Origin of the sequence: Rhizobium cauense (assembly GCF_019511525.1) — a bacterium.
In the GTDB taxonomy this organism is placed as follows: domain Bacteria; phylum Pseudomonadota; class Alphaproteobacteria; order Rhizobiales; family Rhizobiaceae; genus Rhizobium; species Rhizobium cauense.
In genome coordinates this window covers 213,856-231,946 of sequence record NZ_JAEUAT010000004.1, presented here as the reverse complement: position 1 = coordinate 231,946, position 18,091 = coordinate 213,856, and the positions used below count along the sequence as shown (strand labels likewise).

Genomic DNA, 18,091 nt, shown 5'->3' with positions numbered 1-18,091 from the left:
CTATACGGGCGGAATTCCCAACAGCCCAGTGACGACCCCGATGTAGAAACCCACGATCATCCGTATCATGCGGTCAGCGAACTTCAACTTTTCGGGGTCACTGGTTTTGAAATACAGGATGAGGAAGCCGATAAGCAGGATAGTGATGCAGACAATCATGAAAACCACGATGCCTTGCCGCATCCAACTGACCGCGACCACCGTAGCGTCCTTGCTGTCCTGTGCGTAAGCCTCGGTGACGGGCCCCGACGAGAAAAATTCCTGAAGCCAGTTCTTCTTCTGCGGTGGCGGCACCATGCTCTTCGGGGACGAAGCGCCGCGGCGATCCTGCAAGGTAAACCGGCAGGGTGACATAAGGATCGTCGTTCGGTTTTGACAGCTTCCATGGGCAGCGAAACCGCTTGTCAGAACGTCTAGCCAACTGTGTGATCTTCCAGGTCGATTACAAGGCTCGGGTCGAAATCCAGGACTGGTTCGTCGGGGTAGCCTCGTGGGTTGCAGATCACCCGGGTGTCGACGATGGTGTAGTCGCTTCGATTGTGCAGGTGTCCGTGAATCCACGCGAGGGGTTGGTACTTGGCGATGTCCGGTTCGAGACGAAGCTCGGCGTCAGCGGATCGCCGACGAATTCCGGAGCAAGAGAAAGGATACTGTGCGCGTGATGCGTCACGATGACCGTCGGACCAACATATGCCTCGTCAAGGGTGGTCCGGATAAAGTGCTTGTCCATGTGATTGAAACCGCTCGCATGGGCTGACGTGAACCGCTGAAACGGCTCCTTCGAAACCTTGATTTTTCGATAGTCGTTGAGTTCGGTCTGCGCACTGCGCATCGCCCAGGACATGTTGCCGTAAATGTTGATGTCACTCCACAGCGTCGCGCCAACGAACCTATAGCCGCCAACAGCGACCGCACGGCGGTTCAGCACGTGGACGTTCGGGCAGCGATGTGAAGCGGTGTCCAGCGCCTCCTTCGTGCGCTTTCGCGTGCCGGCATCGCGACCGTCTTTGCATTGAGCTTTACGGACTGAGCGTGGATCCATGCTAGTGCTATTTGCCACAGCGGTAGTTTTCGCACCGGCCTATCGCGCTGGGTCAATGTGCGACGAAAACACCGCTCACGCTCAAACTGACGTATAGTGCATATCTTCGTCCGGAACGCGTAGTTTCTTGTTCATTGCAACAGGAGTACGGCATCGTGTTTGGAGAGCGGGGCTTTAGGGACCTCATTAGCCTGACGAAATCATTGTGGAAGAGGTTAGCAACCGATCGCCTATGTGGCCGAAAGATTGAACCGGTTGTAATCCCAACCTATGTGCCGCAGGCATATCCTGATGGTCTACCATTTGGCGGAAGGCGTGGGCCCGATCGCGTGCCTGATCTCGGAAATCACGAGAATCAAAATCCATGAGGATACTGCATTTAATCTGCAGTCCCCGCGGACACGCATCTGCCAGCGCCGGTCGTTCTCGTCGGACGATTGAGAGATTGGTCGCATCAAATAGCGAAGTTGAGGTTACCGTTCGATGCCTGAACGACTCGAACATGCCGCATATTGATCGCGAGTTTTCGATGTCGTCGCGCGCGCATTTTGTTGTCGACGAGCCGCTTGGGTCGCGCCTTCTTTCCGACGAACTTATCGATGAGGTCGTCGAAAGCGAAGCCATCGTGCTCGCCACACCGACGCATAACCTGACGATACCATCCGCACTGAAGGCCTGGATAGACCACGTCGTGAGGCCGAACAGAACCTTCCGCTACGTTGGCAACAGGATGGTTGGCCTCCTCTCCGATCGACCCGTATTCGTAAACATATCCTCGTCGCGGGGCTTTGGATTGGGCGACGGCACGGACTTTTTGCGTCCATACCTCCGGACAATTTTCGCCGCGATGGGGATAACCAGCATCGAGTTTTGTGCTGCGCTGGACGGCGACGATGCTCGATTCACCCTCCCGCCGCACACTCCTGACTTCCTGCAAGAAGTAACCGGAGAGACGGCACACGAGGCTATCCATGAGCTTTGGTCTCGCTATTGGTGACCCCAGGTCAGCTTGACCCAAAGGAGAGAAAGATGAACGGAAGAACGGCTGATCGCCACCTGGAGGTGATTGAATGGCTGTCACAGGGTCTTCGAGATGAAGCCTCGTCCGAAAGGATTTTCGTACAGCTTTGCGAACGCCTGATGAGGGCTGGCATTGCACTCAGTCGAGCGACCTTGCACTTCAGGGTTCACCATCCACAATGGTTAGGGACGCGCCTCATATGGCACAGAGGGCATAGCGACGCGGACGTGCAGAACGTTGCCTACGATGTCGAAGCAACGGACGTCTTTCTAAAAAGCCCGTTTCACTTTGTCATAACCACTGGAAATGAGGTCCGGCAGAAAATCCAGATACACGGCCCTCACAAGTTTCCCGTCTACGAGGAACTACGCGATCAGGGCCACACTGACTACGCTGCGTGGCCACTCGACCATACGCAGGGGCGTCGGCATCTAATAACGTTTGCCACGGACAGGCCGGACGGTTTCAACGAGGCCGATATCACCTTGATCCACAGGACCTTGCCGCTCTTTTCTTTGGTCACAGAAATCCGGCTTAAAAACCAGTTAGCGCGAACGCTGCTTCAAACGTACGTCGGACCGCACGCCAGTGAACAAATCCTGGACGGTGCGACGACACGGGGAAGTGGCACGACGGTGAGTGCCGCGATTATGATCTGCGATCTGCGGAACTTCACGCTTCTTTCGGGAAGCCAGCATAGGGATCGGGTCATCGACATCCTGAACGACTACTTCGATCTAATGGCTGATCCAATTGAAAAGCACGGCGGAGAGATTCTGAAGTTCATGGGCGACGGCCTGTTGGCTGTGTTCCCTCTCAACCAGCCGAACGCGTGCCAGAGGCTGATCGCAGCCCTAACCGCTGCTTACGAATCATCCGCACGCGGCACTTCAGCAAAATTTCCGGTCCAGTTCGGAACCGGGGTTCACGTAGGAGAAGTGATGTATGGGAACATTGGTTCGCAGCGGAGGCTGGATTTCACGGTAATTGGCCCAGCGGTTAACCTCGCGTCGAGGCTCGAAACCATGACGAAACAACTCAAGAGGCCCGTTTTGATTTCCGCAGACTTCGTCGCTTCGGCTGAATGTGCGGCGCAGACAGATTGCCTCGGGATGCACAATATCAAGGGCTTCGACGAAATGATCGAAGTCCATGCACTCAAGATCTGAAAATCGGCGTCGGTTCCTTCGTACATCCGCGGTGCCGGACGACGCTTTAGCCGACACCGCGGTATGTCGATGTCGTCCAAGGAGAGTTGGATGCGACTTCTTCAAGCTGGACCTAGCGCACCGCTAGATCAACCTAACCGTAGGTATGGGTTGAGATAAGCCGTGAGAGCTGTTCGCTTTTGGCCCGGACCGAGCGTTCTCTGACGTTGGATATTCCAAGAAGGAGCCCTTTGCCCGGTTCTTGAGATTGATACCACGGCGAAAGCGGAAGGATGCCAAGGGCGGCCTTCTGAGCCTCGTTGGCAATCGCGACATCGTCGGCGGTTCCAGGAAAGAACAAGCGAACCGACAGCCCCCCTTCATAATCGCATCGAACTCCAGGATGGATTTCACGACGGAGGTTCTCGACCAGCAATGTCTTACGTCGGGCGTACAATGTCTTCATACGTCGGAGATGCCGGTAGAAATGCCCGCCAGCCATGAAGTTCTGCACTGCTTGTTGGGCGACGACTGAGCCGGCGGGCGCAAGACACTCCACGAATGTGCGAAACAAGGTTGTGAGCATTGAAGGCACGACGAGGTAACCAAGCCTGAGACCCGGGTTTAGCGTCTTGCTGAAGCTGCCGATGTGGAGTACTCGCTCAAACCTGTCATCCGCAGCCAAAGCCGACGTTGCCCTGCCCGATAGCTGCAATTCACCAGCGTAGTCGTCCTCAATGATCCAGGCATCGGCCGCGTTAGCCCAATCCACGACGTCTGCGCGTCTGGCGGCCGACAGAGACATTCCGAGCGGCGCTTGTTGGCCTGGTGTTAAGACGGCAAACCGTACATCCCGCTCCGAAATTGGAAGCTTTACTCCTTCATGATCGACAGGGGCAGCAATGGTCTCAACTCCAGCTTGCTGTAGCGCGAGCCGAGTACGGGGAAATCCAGGGTCTTCTACAAAAGCCTTAGTGCCACGGAGTCCCATAGCGCCAAGCACGACGCCGAGCGCTCCAGCGAAACCTGATGTGATGAATACTTGGTTGGGATGGCAGCTATAGCCACGGGCGGTCGCGAGATATCCGGCTATCTCGCGCCGCAAGGAAAGGAGTCCCTGTGGATCCGGATAAATCCGGGTTTGCGCACTTTCCATCGCGATCGCTCTACGCCAGGCACCGTGCCACGCCTTTGACGGGAACTGATCCTGCGCCGGAACGCCCAACTGAAAATACTGGGGACCTCCCTCGAAATCGTAAAACAATCCCCGCGGAGCCCGCGCCGAAGGGAGGTTCTCGGAAGGCTCGTCCGGAAGTGTCGTGGACACCCAAGTTCCACCCCTCCCCTTGGTAACGATTAGGCCCTGGTCTTTCAGCAGTTCGTAGGCTCGTTTGATGGTCCCCCGGGACACACCCAACTGCGCAGAAAGATCCTGCCAAGAGGAAACACGCGATCCCTTCTCGAGCGCGCCACTCAGGATTGCCGAGCGCATTCCGATGAAAATCTGTTGAGTAATAGAGACCCTGCGCTCACGGTCCAGCAGCGGGAGAAATACACCCGTCATTCGGTACAACGCCTTTCTACCTTATTGGGCCTATCGAGTTTCAGCCCCTTGGATCATGGTCCCCAAAAGCTGAACATGATGGAGTCGATATGTTTACCCGAGCGCTTCTGATACTGGCCGCCGCGACGTTGTCAACGCATACTGTTAGCGCATCGGACGTCCAGGGAGCGCCAGCGAAAATATCGGTTGTGTTCGATAAACCGCTACCAAACGTTCCGGGAAAGAGCATGAAGGGCGTACTCGTCGAGTATGGACCAGGTGGCTCGTCCGCAGCACATATCCACCCAAAGTCGGCCTTCATCTACGCGACGGTTCTCGAAGGCGCGATCAAAAGCAAGGTGAACGACGGCCCCGAGAAAGTCTTCAAAGCAGGCGAGAATTTTTCCGAACTGCCGGGTGATCGCCACGGGGTGAGCGCCAACGCCAGCGCGACCGAGCCTGCCAGCCTCCTCGCCGTGTTCGTCGTCGACAGCAACGAGACGAACCTAGTCACGGACATAGAGCCGTAGTCGCGCCCATCTTCCCCGCTCGAAGACGATTTGCACCCTAACGATAGCATCAGCAGAGCTCGTCATGAAGCATGTCCTCGTACTCGATCGAGACCAGGCGACGAGGTTGGAACTTATCGAGCTCATGGGGCAGCACGACATGCGGGTTACCCCTGTCTCCGACAGCAAACATTTGCTGGACGTCCTGTCTACTGATGTGGTTGACGCCTTGTTGATCGAGATCGCAACTGATGAATTGGTTAGTGTAATTCGCCAACTCAAGGCGGTTACGCATGCCCCCATACTTGTTGTCGGGGCACAGAAGTCCGTTGAAGAGGACAAAGTTCGCGGGCTGGAAGCTGGCGCGAGCGACTACATCTGTAAGCCTGTCGGAATACGAGAGCTCGTAGCTCGGCTAAGGGCAGCAATGAGGGACAGGCCAACTTCAGTTCTCCGGCCGGAGCGACGTTCGTATACGTTCAGCGGCTATCAACTTCTCATTCGTCAACGACTGCTAACTCATTCCCATGCCGGGGAGATCAAACTAACAACAGCGGAATTCAATCTGTTAACTGTATTTCTTGCCAGTCCACGAAGCGTATTGACGCGGGAGCGCTTGCTGTCGGCAAGCAGGCTTCACGAGGGCGAGATTTCAGATCGCAGTCTTGATGCGTTGATATTGCGACTCCGCCGAAAAGTCGAAACTGATCCCGCGAACCCGCGACTGATACGCACAATACGCGGCACTGGCTATCTTTTCGACAGTGACGTCGTCTCCGAAATCAAAGGCCCGGCCAAATCACGCCCCTGACCGATGAGCCTGCAAAGGGGTTCCGGTGCAAACTTCGGTATAGCTTCAAGAACTGTCGTTTAACGCCTAAGGTCAGCTAAAGCCGCAAAGCAGCCGCCAGGATGCGGGGAATCCGCATCCTGGCGGCGGGTTTCGGTTGACAGATCGCCCCAATCACCAGCGCGCCTCCCACTGCTGCCGCAGGCAGGCAACGGATGTCAGCACTATAGGTCTCAGTATGGCCATCACCTCTTACACGCAATACCTGCGAGATCTTAAACGGATCATTGATGGCATTCGCAATAAACCCTTCAAATTCGACGGTGCGGATGTTCAGGTTTCATTGTGCAAGAATGGTTTTGGCTACAGATGCCGTAATCGCGTCGAAAATGGGCAGCTCTTCTCAGAGCACGATATTGGACCTTTAAATGGCCATGGTTGGCAGCCTGACCACGAGCAACTCGCACGCGCTGAGATCGACGAGTTCTTCGAACTGCCAGAAGTCTTCGCGTACTCGGATCGCGCTCTACATGCCGATAAGAACCCACTGTCCGTCGCGCATTGGGATGCGACGATTGGTATTGTCGAGATTGAAGTCCGCGAGCGGCTTCTGCCTCCTCGTGGACAGCGCATGCTGTTCGCGGGCTTCACAGACCTGATACACGCCGAGTTCTTTCTTGCGGTGGAGCGCGATCTTTTAGTCCAGAACCACCAACCCGGAACCGATCTGTATGAGTGGCGGGAGACTCTCCAAAACAAAACGACGTCGCTATCGATGCCGGTCTTGGCTGAGTGACCTCGAGATCACGCCCTCAGTCCGATCGCAATTTTCATAAGACCGTCAACACATATAACTCATGTATACGTTTTAATACGTAACTATATCTATATTTTAAACTTCTTGCTTGAGTCTGCTTATAGTAACTCATGCAAGAAAAGAAATTTTTTACTTCGGAGAAAACAATGAAGAATCCTTCCCTTAGCGCCACGCGCCGCAACGTCGTAGCTGGAACCTTGACCCTTGCTGCGGCGGCGGCGGTTGGAGCGCAGTCGGCGACAGCGGCAACCAAAAAGAAGGCACAGGCGGTGGGGTCAAACAGCCACAACTCTGTCACCGTCACCGATGGCACCCGGATTTTCTACAAGGATTGGGGACCCAAAGACGCACAGCCTATCGTGTTCCATCATGGCTGGCCCCTTAGTGGCGATGACTGGGATAACCAGATGCTCTTCTTCCTGGGGAAAGGCTATCGGGTCATTGCGCATGATCGACGAGGACACGGCCGGTCTTCGCAGGTGAGCGGTGGCCACGATATGGACCACTACGCCGCCGACGTTGCCGCGGTGGTAGAACATCTCGACCTTCGCAACGCGATCCACGTCGGCCACTCTACCGGCGGCGGCGAGGCCGCGCGCTACACGGCTCGCTATGGGAAGGGTCGCGTCTCCAAGCTGGTACTAATCGGTGCTGTGCCACCAATCATGGTGAAGACGCCCGCGAATCCGGGCGGGCTCCCGATCGAGGTCTTCGACGGGTTCCGCTCTGCACTCGCCGCCAATCGCTCGCAGTTCTACATTGATGTGGCAAGCGGTCCATTCTATGGCTACAACCGTGACGGAGTGAAGTCAAACGACGCCGTGATCCAGAACTGGTGGCGTCAGGGAATGACGGGAGCTGCGAACGCCCACTACTTGGGGATCAAGGCTTTTTCCGAGACGGATTTCACCGAAGATCTAAAGCTCATTGACGTGCCCACGCTCGTGTTGCACGGCGATGACGATCAGGTGGTCCCAGTTGCCGACTCGGCGGAACTATCCGCGAAGCTCCTTCAGAAACCAACACTGAAGATTTACAAAGGTTTGCCCCACGGTATGGCGACAACGCACCCAGATGTCGTGAACGCCGACATCCTCACATTCATTCAAGCATAACTGCCTTGGGGCGCGAGGTGACGAGCGCCCCTTTTCCGAGCAGTAGTCGCAAGCGAATGGATGGAGCGCCTACCAGCGACCGCGCTGCGCTAAGGCGTCGTCACGGATATCCGCGAAGGCGGTGGGAAAACAAAAGGCCGCAGATTTCTGCGGCCTTTCTATTAAGCACCTGTTTCGGAACCGATTAGCGTGCCGGCGGCGGCGTTGCCGTCTTCACCCACTCTGAATAGGAAGTCCGCCCAAGGTGGACGCCAGCCCCCGGCATCAGCATTTTGTCATCGAGCACCACGCCGAAATACGGTGTCTTGTCATCGACGACGATCTCCCGCTTGTCGCCGATCTGACGGAGGTACCTCTCCACGGCATCCGCGATGCGGATCGGTTCCGGTCCCGCGATCTCTTTCACGCCGTTAGAAGGTGAACCCACAGCTATTTCCGCGAGAGCGTCCGCGACGTCGTCGGAGAAAATCGGCTGCATCATCGCTGGAGAAAGGTGGACCTTATCGCCCTGCGCACCAGACTGAGCGATCCCGAACATAAACTCGAAAAACTGCGTGGAGTGAACCAGGGTATACGGAATCTTCGATTCCCGGATAAGATTCTCTTGAACCAGCTTGGCTCGAAAATAACCGCTGTCCTGCAACCGCTCGGTACCGACGACAGAAAGCGCCACATGGTGTTTTACCCCGGCAGTTGCTTCTGCCGAAAGCAAGTTACGCCCCGAAGTCTGGAAGAACTCCATCACTGCCTTGTCTTCGAACGACGGAGAGTTCGCGACGTCGACGACGACTTGCGCCCCTGTAAGCACTTCTGCGAGCCCCTCCCCGGTTACGGTGTTCACGCCCGACGCCGGAGATGCGGCAATGACTTCATGACCCTTGGCCTCGAGGCGCTTTACCAGTTTCGAACCGATCAGGCCGGTTCCGCCAATCACGACGATTTTCATTGTTCGCTCCTATTACAGTGATATAGCCGCAGCGCCGGAAATACCGGTACGGCGGACCGTGCGGTCAGGGTTACAGACAAGAGGCCGAACGACCGTTCGGTTGAGGATTTATCCAGTTTAGCTGAACGATGACGCCCTGACCTGTGGAAACTCTAGGGGATTATCCCTGTGGGCATAGCTAAACGTAGGTTGGGGATATTCATTTCGAACCGCGAAATACACCCGCGCTTGCTCTCGCGGGTGTGTGTCCCTCGAGGAGGACAAGAAAGGGAGGTCCGAAGGTTGTGGTTTAGTCCCGCTGTATAATTTCCGCCTTGCGGACCAGATCGGGAAGAGAGCGGCTCTGCATCTTCCGCATAACGCTCATACGATGGAGCTTGACGGTCATCTCGCTGATGCCGAGCTCGTAGGCCACTTGCTTGTTCATCAGGCCTCTCACGACCGCAAACATGACCTCAGTTTCCCGTGGCGTGAGCATATCAGCAAGCACCCTTACCCTCTCGACCTCGGCAGCAGTGTTGCGGCGCTTAGTGTCCAATTCGATTGCGTGATCGACGGCCTGGAGAAGGTCCTTATTGGAAAACGGCTTGGTTATGAAATCGGTAGCTCCCGCCTTCATTGCACGAACGCTGGAGGGTATGTCGGCAAACGCGGTTAAGAAGATCACAGGGAGCTTGCTTCCAATCGAAATGAGGCGGTCTTGGAGGTCAAGCCCGGTGCCGTCCGGCATCCTCAGATCAACGACAACGCATCCGGGCGCAGTCGTATCGGCTCGTTGGAAGAACTCCGAGCCGCAGGAGAATGCAGATGCACGCTTCTTCGTGACCAGAAAGAGATCGAGCAGCGCTTCCCGCATCGCCTCATCGTCATCGACGACGTAGACGATGGGTTCAGCGATCGCTTCCGGTTTCACGTCTGCGTTTGGCATCTTCGTACCCGCCTTTCAGCCCCTGCGCGCGTCAAATTGACAGCGCACCGCCAATCCGGCCTTTCGAGATCATTTAGCACGGTTCAGCGCCGGCGGGATCATAAACCTTGGTTTAGGTCCTCAGCACACGAGCCGTCCACCTACAATATTGAGGCCGCGCCAACTCTCGATATAGAGACAAAAGGTCAAGCCAACACTTCGTTTAGTCGAACCGCCCGCCTCAAACCCCTACGATCCGGCATCATTTGCAAAGGAGTTAGCCATGAGGGTGGTCGTTGTGGGTGCTAGCGGCACCATGGGCTCAAAGGCCGTAAAATATCTTGAGCGCGATGGAAGGGATGTCGTAGAGGCGTCCAAGAAGACCGGAGTAAACGCCTTCACCGGTCAAGGTTTGGACGAAGCCTTCGATAGCGCGGATGCAATAATAGACGTGACGAACTTTGGCTCGTTTGGATCCGGTGACGCCCTCGAGTTCTTCAAACAGGCCGGAACCAATCTACTGACGTCGGCACGAAAGCACAACGTCAGGCATTATCTCTCCCTGTCTGTGGTCGGAGTGGAAAGCCTCGTCGAAAACGACTATTTCCGTGCAAAGCTCGTCCAGGAGAACCTCATCCGCGCCTCCGGCATCCCCCATACCATTATCCGTTCCACACAGTTCTTCGAATTTTTGAACAGTATAGTGAACACCTCTGCGGACGACGGTATCATCCGGCTTCCATCTCTTCTGCTCCAGCCAGTCGCCGGCGACGAAGTAGCTGCCTGGATAGCGAAACTCGCCGCCCAAGAACCTCAAAACTCGATCGTGGAAATCGGAGGCCCAGAATCTGCCGATCTCCTGGATCTTGCGAAAGAACTGCTGACGATCACCGAAGACACGCGGCCAATGGCTTCACAACCGGAAACGCGATACTTTGGGATTTCGGTACTCCGTGAAGGTCTGGTCCCCAAAGGGCCCACCGCTCTGGGAAAACTCACATATCACGACTGGCTGTCGAGGACTCTGTACGCTTGAATTGATTGCCGGAGCCCACGGCTCCGGCACTAATTGTCGGGCGCTCCCAGTCAGAAGCGTGATGCTGTCAGACTTTTGTGCGCCATACTGGACTGCATGCAAGCCCAAACAGTACCAGCGATGCCAAAAAGTGCCGGCAGGCTTACGGCGGGAAAATCGCGAACCAAGACAGATGCCGAGCAAATGCCAACAGCGACCTCCCAGAGATGGAAGCAGGCGTGAGCGATCAGCCAGAGGGTTGCGGCTGCCCACAGTTCGGTGCGGCGCTCCGGTTTGAACGTACCGATCGCGAAGGCAACTGCAATAAACCCTTGGATGATGCCAATATCGCGGATGAAGTGCTGATTGTAAAAGCCTGTATCGGTAACACCCGGAACGAAATAGTACCAACCCTCGGGATCGTAGAGCATGTGAATCGAGAGCCATGCGGCCAGAACCACATTGAACCAAACCATTGCGAATATACAATATTTGAGAGTTTGCATTTCAATCTCCTTCGGTTGACTGCCGAGGAAATTATCATCGTGACATACTCCAAACCTCCCAAACAAAGGTTTGGGCATCGAGCGACGAGCCATACAGACCTCACGGTGGTCGACGGGCTCGCGTCCGGCTGCAAACCGTCTGTCTGACTCTTGCATTCAGACCCGACTTCTACCGATATGTGGACTTGGCACAGACGAGATCGAGCTTTTTTATCAACTGGATAAGTGAGCCCACTTCCATTTTCTTCATCATTCGACTCCGATGGATCTTGACCATCATTTCGCTCACGTCGAGACGGTGAGCGATCTGCTTGTGAAGATCCCCTACCACTACGTATTTCATCACTTCGCGTTCCCGGCGTGTCAATGTTTCGATCAATCGACGTGTGAGGGCCTGTTCGGCTGCGAGGGCGCGAGCAGCCGAGTCTCGGTGCATGGCACAGCGCACCGCATCGAGAACGGCAGCGTCATCGAGCGGCTTCAGGAGAAAGTCGCACGCCCCCCGCTTCATAGCCTCGACAGCCATGGGAATGGTCGCATCCCCAGTCATGAACACAATCGGCAGTGAATAGCCGTGGGTCGCGAGTCGTTGCTGGACATAGAATCCGTTGATGTCCGGAAGGTTGGCGTCCAAAAGCAAGCAACCCGGGCTCCCGAGGTCGGCAGAACCGAAAAGTTCCGCGCCGGTCCCAAAGCCGCGCGCGTCGATGTCCGCTAGCTGGAAGAGGTTCAGTAACGAGAACCGTGCGTATTCGTCGTGATCGACAATGAGAACCTGTGCCATGCCGTGCGACTCCATTCGATGCGGCATGTGAGGCTCTGCATTCCTCTCAGCGCTGCTCTTGGCTTGAGATGTCGGAGGAGGCAAAGCGACCTGCCTCCTGCCTGAAGCTATCAGTTCGCGGAAGCGGCCTGTTCAATCAGCTTTGTAACTTCGCCAGCGTGAGAGATCATCACGACATGGGAAGCACCCTGAACCGCAACGGTCTTCCTTGACTTCGCTCGAGCAGCCATCCATTGCAGGGTTTTGGGCGGGATGTTTTTATCTGCGTCACCGTAAATGAACCATGACGGAATATCCTTCCAGGCGGCGTCCGAGGCGGCTTCGGCCAATGCAGCGTCGGAGATAGGGCGCTGCGCTACCGCCATGAGCCGAGCCGTGACGACTGGGACGTCTGCTGCAAATTGTTTGGGAAACTTGCTCTGTTCAATGTAGAGGTCCTTCTCACCACCCGGCAGCGCGACGGGCTCATCCAGAGCAGTTGCGAGCGTACTCCCCGGAAATTTAGCGGATAGATCGACAGCGGACTCTCCTTTTTCGGGCGCGAAGGCAGCTACAAACACAAGCGCCTTAACATTATCGGCACGAGCTGCTGCGCCGCTTATGACGGAGCCGCCGTAGGAATGCCCGACTAGCACGACAGGTCGCTTCAGGGTTTTGATAACTCCGGCGACGTACTCTCCATCACTCTTAACGCCCCTGAGAGGGTTGGCGACCGCCACTACAGAGTATCCATCCTTCTCGAGGCGGCTGACCACTTGGTTCCAGCTTGATGAATCGGCGAAGGCTCCATGAACCAATACGATTGTCGGCTTCGGCGTGTCCGTATGCCCGGCAATTGATGACACCAGGTAAAGGCCCGCCGCGACTGCGAGCCGTGCGATGTTGCGCATTTGCTTTCCTTTGATTTTTAGAAGCTCTACCCGCCGCTGACGCATTGTGGATCATATTGGGTCGGGAGCTTTGGCGGATCTGACGACAAGCGGCAACGACAGTTTGATTACCGTCCCCCTCCAGCTCAACCTAAACAAAGGTTTGCGGCTGCCATCAATGAAGCACCTCTAGTCTTCTCGTCCCCTTCAGCGGCCCTACCGACGGCATAACGCAATCGGCAACTGGGACGTTGTTCTCCAGCCCGGCAACCTTATAGTCTGGTAGGCGTAGATTCAGCCCGAGCCAATGGTGGATGCTCTCAGCAAAGATGCAAGTAAAGGGAACATCACCAACGGCCGAGCCTTTGGCTATCAAGCGGCGACTCCCATATCGGGTGTCGACCTCAATTGCCTTAACATAGCCGCAGCCTTCACCGATGAATCGATGCAGCTCGTTCGCGAGGCGCGGCCGGTCTGTTTCGGCAACCCTCGTACCGAACTTCTGAATCTGCGTCCCCTCTCGGCGGCCTTCCGGTTCAAGCCAAAAAGCTCGGATACCACGTCGTCAGCAAGCACGATGTCCTGGCCGATCACCCAAGTCAGCAACTCCTTGCCGTCAAAGCGCCTGTAGATGTTACCAACGGGCATATTTGCCGCGGTGGCAACGGCCGCCATCGAGAACCCATCGACGCCCTTATCCCTGAGAACAATCTCGGCGGCGGCGATAATCCTTTGACGGGCCTCGCGACTGCGCTTCTGTTGAGCCTATCACCTTTAGCGAGTAAGAAGTTGGTTCAATGCTCATTCTCGGCGTCTACCATAAGCGTAAGCTGCATTCCAAGCTTGGGCCCGCCTTAGCTTCTCCGGCGCTGCAAGCCAACCACTCGTTTAATTGGCGATCCAAACATGCGAGGCTAAACCCGCTGCATCCCGCGCGACCCCGGATGCGGGATTTAGCTAGCATCCCTTCAGCCAACACTGAGAGACATCCTATGAAGCTCTTCTACTGCCCGTTTGCCTGCAGCCTTGCCGATCACATCGCCTTGGAAGAGGCTGGCATCGACTTTGAACGCGAGCGCGTGGACCTCAAGTCAAAGATGACTGCAACGGGACGGAACTACAACGAGCTCACATCGAAGGGTTATGTTCCTGCGCTCGAATTAGACAACGGCGAAATCCTCACCGAAAACGTCGCAATCCTCGACTGGATAGCGTCACACTATCCCAAGCTCGGTGTGCGAGGAGAATTGGGGCGCACGCGCCTGCTGGAGACCCTCGCTTATATTTCAACTGAATTGCATCGTAGCCTGCGGCCACTTTGGCATTCCGCTAGTGCTCAGGAAATGGAAGACGCACGCTCGGCGATCGAAACCCGTCTGGGATATCTGTCAGAGAGTCTTGCCGGCGACTACCTATTCGGCGACGACGTCACCGTTGCCGATTGCTACCTCTTTGTTATGTTGCTTTGGGCCGAGCGCTTCGGTCTCGAAGCTCCGAGGCCCCTGTTGGCATTCCGCGAACGAATGAGAGCTAGGCCCGCTGTGAAAGTGGCCTTGGCAGTCGAAGGGCTGAGCTAAACGGTTTCGCCGACCCGCTGTGGCATGGCGGGTCGGCGAACATTCCTCAAGCTAGATGCATGCCACCATCAACGATCAGTTCGATTCCGTTGACGAAGGTCCCCTTCGACGCGAGAAACAGCGCCGCCTCCGCGAGTTCCTCAGGGCGGCCCATTCGACCCGCGGGTATCAAGTTCGCCATATGTGCCTCGAACCCCGGCCGCTCTACATCGCTGACGCCCAGCTTTCCGAGAATCTCAGTCTCGACTGGGCCAGGGCTTAGGATGTTGACACGAATGCGACGGTCTTTGAACTCGATAGCCCAGTTTCGAGCAAAGGCCGCCAAAGCTGCCTTCGAGCCAGCATAAACAGTATGCTGAGGAAGTACCTTTGTTGCCGCCAAGGAGCTTGTGACGATGATATTTCCGCCGTCACGGATCAATGGCGCGATCGCCTGTACCCCAAAGAAGACACCCCGCGCATTTATATCAAAATGCCGGTCGAATTCGGCTTCGGTGACCGTCGACGAGCCTTCTAAGTTAATGATCCCAGCGTTCGCCATATAAATGTCAATAGCGCCGAATTGCCGCTGTACGACATCGGCCAAGCGGCGATGGAAGTCGACTTCGGCGACATCACCACATACGCCAATCGCGTTGTTGCCGATTTCTACGGCCACAGCATCAACGACCTCCTGGCGTCGACCCGTGATCAAGACCTGCGCCCCCTCCTGCGCGAAGCGCTTGGCGGACGCCTTCCCAATTCCGCTGTTTCCACCGGTTATTATAGCGACTTTACCTTCAAGTGATTTCATTGATCGAACTCCGTTTTCGATTTGACGGAGATACGATCAGGCACCGACGAGTATTAGCGGCCTCCTTGGAACATCAGTCGTTCCTCAGGTTGAGGAATTGACCGAGTCGGGTGGACATGCGGGCCACAGCGAATTCAGTCGACGCGCCCACACACAGCGGGGTCGCCCGATAGCCCTGCGCAACGCCTGTTAGACCGGTCCTTCACCAGTGGACACCGAATACCCTTTTTCGCCAGCCTCCTGTCTGTATCTCTGCATCAAACGTTGGAGGGATCGCCTATTGAGGCACAGCTGCCGCGATGCGAGCGACAGGTTTCTGTCGCACCACTGGAACACCGTGAGTATGTGCGCCCGCCTCACCGTCTCGATATCAGGAATGTTTTCGAGAGAACCGCTCTCGGGATTGTGACCGTCCAGCAGAAACGCGACAACAAACGCGACGTCCAGTGGCTTAGGCAGCAGATCATCCGCGCTAGCCTTGACGACCGCGACCGTTGCCCTGACGTCGGCAAGCCAAGTATGCACGACTATCCGGCTGGTCGGATTCAGCGCTCTTATTTTCGCGATGAGCTCCAGGCAGTCATCCCCCTCAAACCTCGATTCGAGAAGCGCTAGGTCAATGCTCTCGTTGGCGACGAAGTCTAAGGCATCGTCGAGGGTCTTGGCGACAACACTTCGAGACCGCAATTTTTGAGCTCAGTCAACAACGGGCTGCTCGCTCGCTGCATGGGGTCAGCCAGAAGGGCCTTGAGAAGACCGGCTCGCGACCGGCCAGCATTGTCGATTTCGGAATAGGTCAGCATTGCAGTGCCCCTTGGCGGGCCATAAATAAAATGTCCGACGCACTCTTCCGGCACATCACGGCCGGTTGGGGAAACGGCGCGAAATGTTCCGCGCCGTTTCCTTGAGGCGCGTAGAAAAGCCCTTGATTACCTGCCGGGAAATCAGGGCAGATCCCTACGCGCAAATCTTTATTTCGCTACTGGGTATCCAGGTCGAGCGCTTCCGCAAGCCGCACGCCATACTCCACGTCAGCACGACGGCAGTTCTCGACATGCCGCGCCTTTACGGCCATCGAGACTCCGGTCATCGCGTTGGCGGTGTTAGCGACGAGTGCCTCCTTCTGAGCCTCGCTCATCAGCCTGAACAAGTCACCGGGCTGTTCATAGTGGTCCTCTTCAACCCGATGATCATACCGCTGAGCCGAGCCGGATAGCTCGAGCGGCGGCTCGCGATATTCTGGTTGCTCCTCCCAACTCCCGTGAGAGTTGGGCACGTAGCTTGTTTGTGCGCCGTAGTTGCCATCGATTCGCATAGCTCCGTCCCGATGATACGAATGATAGGGACAACGTGGCGCGTTAACCGGGATCTGATGGTGATTGACCCCGAGACGATACCTCGCCGCATCGCCATAAGAGAATAGACGTGCCTGCAGCATCCGGTCCGGTGAGAAGCCAAGGCCCGGTACAATATTCGCCGGCGTGAAGGATGCCTGCTCAACCTCGGCGAAGAAGTTTTCCGGATTTCGGTTGAGTTCGAGCATTCCGACTTCGATAAGCGGATATTCGGAGTGTCGCCATACTTTGGTGAGGTCGAACGGATTGTGCCGATGGGTCTTCGCCTGCTCTTCCGACATGACTTGGATATAGAGCTTCCAACGCGGATACTGGCGGTTCTCGATACTCTCGTAGAGATCCCGTTGATGGCTTTCTCGGTCTCGTCCAATCAGATGAGCTGCTTCATCATCCGAAAGGTTCGCGATGCCCTGTTGGGATTTGAGCGTGAACTTCACCCAATGCCGCTCATTGGCAGCGTTGGTCATACTGAATGTGTGACTACCGAACCCATGCATGTTCCGAAAAGTTTTGGGGATCCCGCGATCGGACATGATGATCGTCACCTGATGAAGTGCTTCAGGCAACAGGGTCCAGAAGTCCCAGTTGTTCTCAGCGCTTCGCATACCTGTCCGGGGGTCCCGCTTGACCGCGTGGTTGAGATCGGGGAAGCGAAGTGGATCTCGGAAGAAGAAGACTGGTGTGTTATTCCCGACAAGGTCCCAGTTCCCCTGCTCAGTATAGAATTTGATGGCGAAGCCACGAATGTCACGCTCAGCGTCGGCCGCGCCACGTTCGCCGGCAACCGTTGAGAATCTGATGAAGATCGGCGTTTTGTTTACCAGCTTCTGAGAAAAGCGCCGCCTTACTGTAACGCGTAATGTCGCCGGTGACGGTGAACGTACCAAAAGCACCAGCACCCTTGGCATGCATCCGGCGCTCCGGGATAACCTCTCGATCGAAGTGTGCCAGCTTCTCTATCAGCCAGATGTCTTGGAGGAGTGCCGGACCCCGTGGCCCAGCCGTTTCAATGTTGAAGTTATCCGTTACGGGCGCACCCGCTGCCGTCGTAAGCTTGTCCTGAGTCATCGTGCTTGCCCTCGCTTCTGAACGAGGGCAATAGGCCACCGACATCTTGTTCAGTACAGCTATACCCTCGTTTGGTCGCGCAGCGGCGCGCGAGCACTCAAGCGAGTACAACTGGAAATATATAAATGGTTGCGGTTGCAACATAGCAGTCCAATACCCGTTTTCGGCAAGTTTGAAGCAAGGCCTTGGTTTCAGCTTGCGCCCACTTACCGCCACCAACGGGAAATGGAGCGTCATGAAAGTTGGGTCCCTTACTTCAATTTACAGACCAATTCCGCCGGCCAGT

General features: G+C 56.0%; 19 protein-coding genes and 1 pseudogene. 8 read left to right on the top strand and 12 right to left on the bottom strand.

The features are described from left to right. Both JNB88_RS09620 and JNB88_RS09615 read right to left on the bottom strand, forming a co-directional pair. A complete protein-coding gene (locus tag JNB88_RS09620; RefSeq protein ID WP_220355258.1) occupies positions 1–354 on the bottom strand; it encodes a hypothetical protein in 354 nt (117 codons plus the stop codon). A gap of 148 nt (positions 355–502) precedes the next feature. After that, positions 503–928 (bottom strand): metallophosphoesterase family protein, encoded by a 426-nt coding sequence (locus JNB88_RS09615; RefSeq protein WP_220355257.1) that lies wholly within the window; start codon positions 926–928, stop codon positions 503–505. Positions 929–1,406: 478 nt separating this feature from the next. Here JNB88_RS09615 and JNB88_RS09610 point away from each other — a divergent pair, with 478 nt between their 5' ends. Both JNB88_RS09610 and JNB88_RS33520 read left to right on the top strand, forming a co-directional pair. Next, positions 1,407–2,039 (top strand): FMN-dependent NADH-azoreductase, encoded by a 633-nt coding sequence (locus JNB88_RS09610; RefSeq protein WP_220355256.1) that lies wholly within the window; start codon positions 1,407–1,409, stop codon positions 2,037–2,039. A 509-nt stretch (positions 2,040–2,548) separates the two neighbouring features. After that, a complete protein-coding gene (locus tag JNB88_RS33520) occupies positions 2,549–3,232 on the top strand; it encodes an adenylate/guanylate cyclase domain-containing protein (RefSeq protein WP_223217139.1) in 684 nt (227 codons plus the stop codon). A gap of 133 nt (positions 3,233–3,365) precedes the next feature. Here the strand turns inward: JNB88_RS33520 and pdxR are convergent, their stop codons facing one another. Continuing rightward, positions 3,366–4,775: a MocR-like pyridoxine biosynthesis transcription factor PdxR gene (pdxR, locus tag JNB88_RS09600; RefSeq protein ID WP_220355254.1), complete on the bottom strand. Its 1,410-nt coding sequence runs from the start codon at positions 4,773–4,775 to the stop codon at positions 3,366–3,368. A gap of 89 nt (positions 4,776–4,864) precedes the next feature. Here pdxR and JNB88_RS09595 point away from each other — a divergent pair, with 89 nt between their 5' ends. The 4 genes from JNB88_RS09595 (at position 4,865) to JNB88_RS09580 (ending at position 7,985) form a co-directional block, all read left to right on the top strand. Beyond that, positions 4,865–5,284 carry a cupin domain-containing protein gene (locus JNB88_RS09595; RefSeq protein WP_220355253.1) on the top strand — a complete coding sequence of 140 codons (420 nt, stop codon included), beginning with the start codon at positions 4,865–4,867 and terminating at the stop codon, positions 5,282–5,284. A gap of 64 nt (positions 5,285–5,348) precedes the next feature. Further along, positions 5,349–6,074 carry a winged helix-turn-helix domain-containing protein gene (locus tag JNB88_RS09590; protein ID WP_220355252.1) on the top strand — a complete coding sequence of 242 codons (726 nt, stop codon included), beginning with the start codon at positions 5,349–5,351 and terminating at the stop codon, positions 6,072–6,074. Between the two features lie 217 nt (positions 6,075–6,291). Beyond that, positions 6,292–6,849, top strand: coding sequence for a hypothetical protein (locus JNB88_RS09585; protein WP_220355251.1), 558 nt, complete (start codon positions 6,292–6,294; stop codon positions 6,847–6,849). A 167-nt stretch (positions 6,850–7,016) separates the two neighbouring features. Continuing rightward, positions 7,017–7,985, top strand: coding sequence for an alpha/beta fold hydrolase (locus JNB88_RS09580; RefSeq protein WP_220355250.1), 969 nt, complete (start codon positions 7,017–7,019; stop codon positions 7,983–7,985). Between the two features lie 184 nt (positions 7,986–8,169). On the opposite strand, the gene JNB88_RS09575 is transcribed toward JNB88_RS09580, so the two are convergent. Together JNB88_RS09575 and JNB88_RS09570 are read right to left on the bottom strand one after the other, a co-directional pair. Then, positions 8,170–8,931, bottom strand: a complete 762-nt coding sequence (locus JNB88_RS09575; protein WP_220355249.1) for an SDR family oxidoreductase — start codon at positions 8,929–8,931, stop codon at positions 8,170–8,172. Between the two features lie 289 nt (positions 8,932–9,220). Further along, on the bottom strand, positions 9,221–9,859 hold the full coding sequence (locus JNB88_RS09570) for a response regulator transcription factor (protein ID WP_220355248.1): 639 nt from the start codon (positions 9,857–9,859) through the stop codon (positions 9,221–9,223). A gap of 262 nt (positions 9,860–10,121) precedes the next feature. On the opposite strand from JNB88_RS09570, the gene JNB88_RS09565 reads away from it, so the two are divergent. Then, positions 10,122–10,874 carry an SDR family oxidoreductase gene (locus JNB88_RS09565; protein ID WP_220355247.1) on the top strand — a complete coding sequence of 251 codons (753 nt, stop codon included), beginning with the start codon at positions 10,122–10,124 and terminating at the stop codon, positions 10,872–10,874. Positions 10,875–10,924: 50 nt separating this feature from the next. Here the strand turns inward: JNB88_RS09565 and JNB88_RS09560 are convergent, their stop codons facing one another. From JNB88_RS09560 to JNB88_RS34565, 4 genes are all read right to left on the bottom strand, one after another. Next, positions 10,925–11,359, bottom strand: a complete 435-nt coding sequence (locus JNB88_RS09560) for a hypothetical protein (protein ID WP_220355246.1) — start codon at positions 11,357–11,359, stop codon at positions 10,925–10,927. 169 nt (positions 11,360–11,528) lie between these two features. Beyond that, positions 11,529–12,143 carry a response regulator transcription factor gene (locus JNB88_RS09555; RefSeq protein ID WP_220355245.1) on the bottom strand — a complete coding sequence of 205 codons (615 nt, stop codon included), beginning with the start codon at positions 12,141–12,143 and terminating at the stop codon, positions 11,529–11,531. Between the two features lie 110 nt (positions 12,144–12,253). Continuing rightward, entirely contained in the window at positions 12,254–13,078 is an 825-nt protein-coding gene (locus tag JNB88_RS09550) for an alpha/beta fold hydrolase (protein ID WP_223217138.1), read from the bottom strand. A gap of 306 nt (positions 13,079–13,384) precedes the next feature. Continuing rightward, on the bottom strand, positions 13,385–13,738 hold the full coding sequence (locus tag JNB88_RS34565) for a helix-turn-helix domain-containing protein (RefSeq protein ID WP_420832181.1): 354 nt from the start codon (positions 13,736–13,738) through the stop codon (positions 13,385–13,387). A 71-nt stretch (positions 13,739–13,809) separates the two neighbouring features. Between JNB88_RS34565 and JNB88_RS09540 the strand changes: the two genes are divergently transcribed. After that, positions 13,810–14,589, top strand: coding sequence for a glutathione binding-like protein (locus JNB88_RS09540; RefSeq protein ID WP_223217137.1), 780 nt, complete (start codon positions 13,810–13,812; stop codon positions 14,587–14,589). A 46-nt stretch (positions 14,590–14,635) separates the two neighbouring features. Here the strand turns inward: JNB88_RS09540 and JNB88_RS09535 are convergent, their stop codons facing one another. From JNB88_RS09535 to JNB88_RS09525, 3 genes and pseudogenes are all read right to left on the bottom strand, one after another. Continuing rightward, positions 14,636–15,382 carry an SDR family NAD(P)-dependent oxidoreductase gene (locus JNB88_RS09535; RefSeq protein WP_220355244.1) on the bottom strand — a complete coding sequence of 249 codons (747 nt, stop codon included), beginning with the start codon at positions 15,380–15,382 and terminating at the stop codon, positions 14,636–14,638. Between the two features lie 189 nt (positions 15,383–15,571). Continuing rightward, on the bottom strand, positions 15,572–16,069 hold the full coding sequence (locus tag JNB88_RS09530; RefSeq protein ID WP_220355243.1) for a response regulator: 498 nt from the start codon (positions 16,067–16,069) through the stop codon (positions 15,572–15,574). Between the two features lie 292 nt (positions 16,070–16,361). Continuing rightward, positions 16,362–17,805 (bottom strand): annotated as a pseudogene (locus tag JNB88_RS09525) (catalase). Between the last annotated feature and the right edge of the window lie 286 nt (positions 17,806–18,091).

Bases quoted from the DNA above. Each gene is read 5' to 3' on its own strand.
- JNB88_RS09550 (WP_223217138.1), bottom strand. From the start codon at position 13,078: ATGCGTCAGCGGCGGGTAGAGCTTCTAAAAATCAAAGGAAAGCAAATG.
- JNB88_RS09590 (WP_220355252.1), top strand. From the start codon at position 5,349: ATGAAGCATGTCCTCGTACTCGATCGAGACCAGGCGACGAGGTTGGAA.
- JNB88_RS09540 (WP_223217137.1), top strand. From the start codon at position 13,810: ATGCTCATTCTCGGCGTCTACCATAAGCGTAAGCTGCATTCCAAGCTT.
- pdxR (WP_220355254.1), bottom strand. From the start codon at position 4,775: ATGACGGGTGTATTTCTCCCGCTGCTGGACCGTGAGCGCAGGGTCTCT.
- JNB88_RS09570 (WP_220355248.1), bottom strand. From the start codon at position 9,859: ATGCCAAACGCAGACGTGAAACCGGAAGCGATCGCTGAACCCATCGTC.
- JNB88_RS09575 (WP_220355249.1), bottom strand. From the start codon at position 8,931: ATGAAAATCGTCGTGATTGGCGGAACCGGCCTGATCGGTTCGAAACTG.
- JNB88_RS09535 (WP_220355244.1), bottom strand. From the start codon at position 15,382: ATGAAATCACTTGAAGGTAAAGTCGCTATAATAACCGGTGGAAACAGC.
- JNB88_RS09560 (WP_220355246.1), bottom strand. From the start codon at position 11,359: ATGCAAACTCTCAAATATTGTATATTCGCAATGGTTTGGTTCAATGTG.
- JNB88_RS09585 (WP_220355251.1), top strand. From the start codon at position 6,292: ATGGCCATCACCTCTTACACGCAATACCTGCGAGATCTTAAACGGATC.
- JNB88_RS09555 (WP_220355245.1), bottom strand. From the start codon at position 12,143: ATGGCACAGGTTCTCATTGTCGATCACGACGAATACGCACGGTTCTCG.
- JNB88_RS09580 (WP_220355250.1), top strand. From the start codon at position 7,017: ATGAAGAATCCTTCCCTTAGCGCCACGCGCCGCAACGTCGTAGCTGGA.
- JNB88_RS09565 (WP_220355247.1), top strand. From the start codon at position 10,122: ATGAGGGTGGTCGTTGTGGGTGCTAGCGGCACCATGGGCTCAAAGGCC.
- JNB88_RS09595 (WP_220355253.1), top strand. From the start codon at position 4,865: ATGTTTACCCGAGCGCTTCTGATACTGGCCGCCGCGACGTTGTCAACG.
- JNB88_RS09610 (WP_220355256.1), top strand. From the start codon at position 1,407: ATGAGGATACTGCATTTAATCTGCAGTCCCCGCGGACACGCATCTGCC.
- JNB88_RS09620 (WP_220355258.1), bottom strand. From the start codon at position 354: ATGTCACCCTGCCGGTTTACCTTGCAGGATCGCCGCGGCGCTTCGTCC.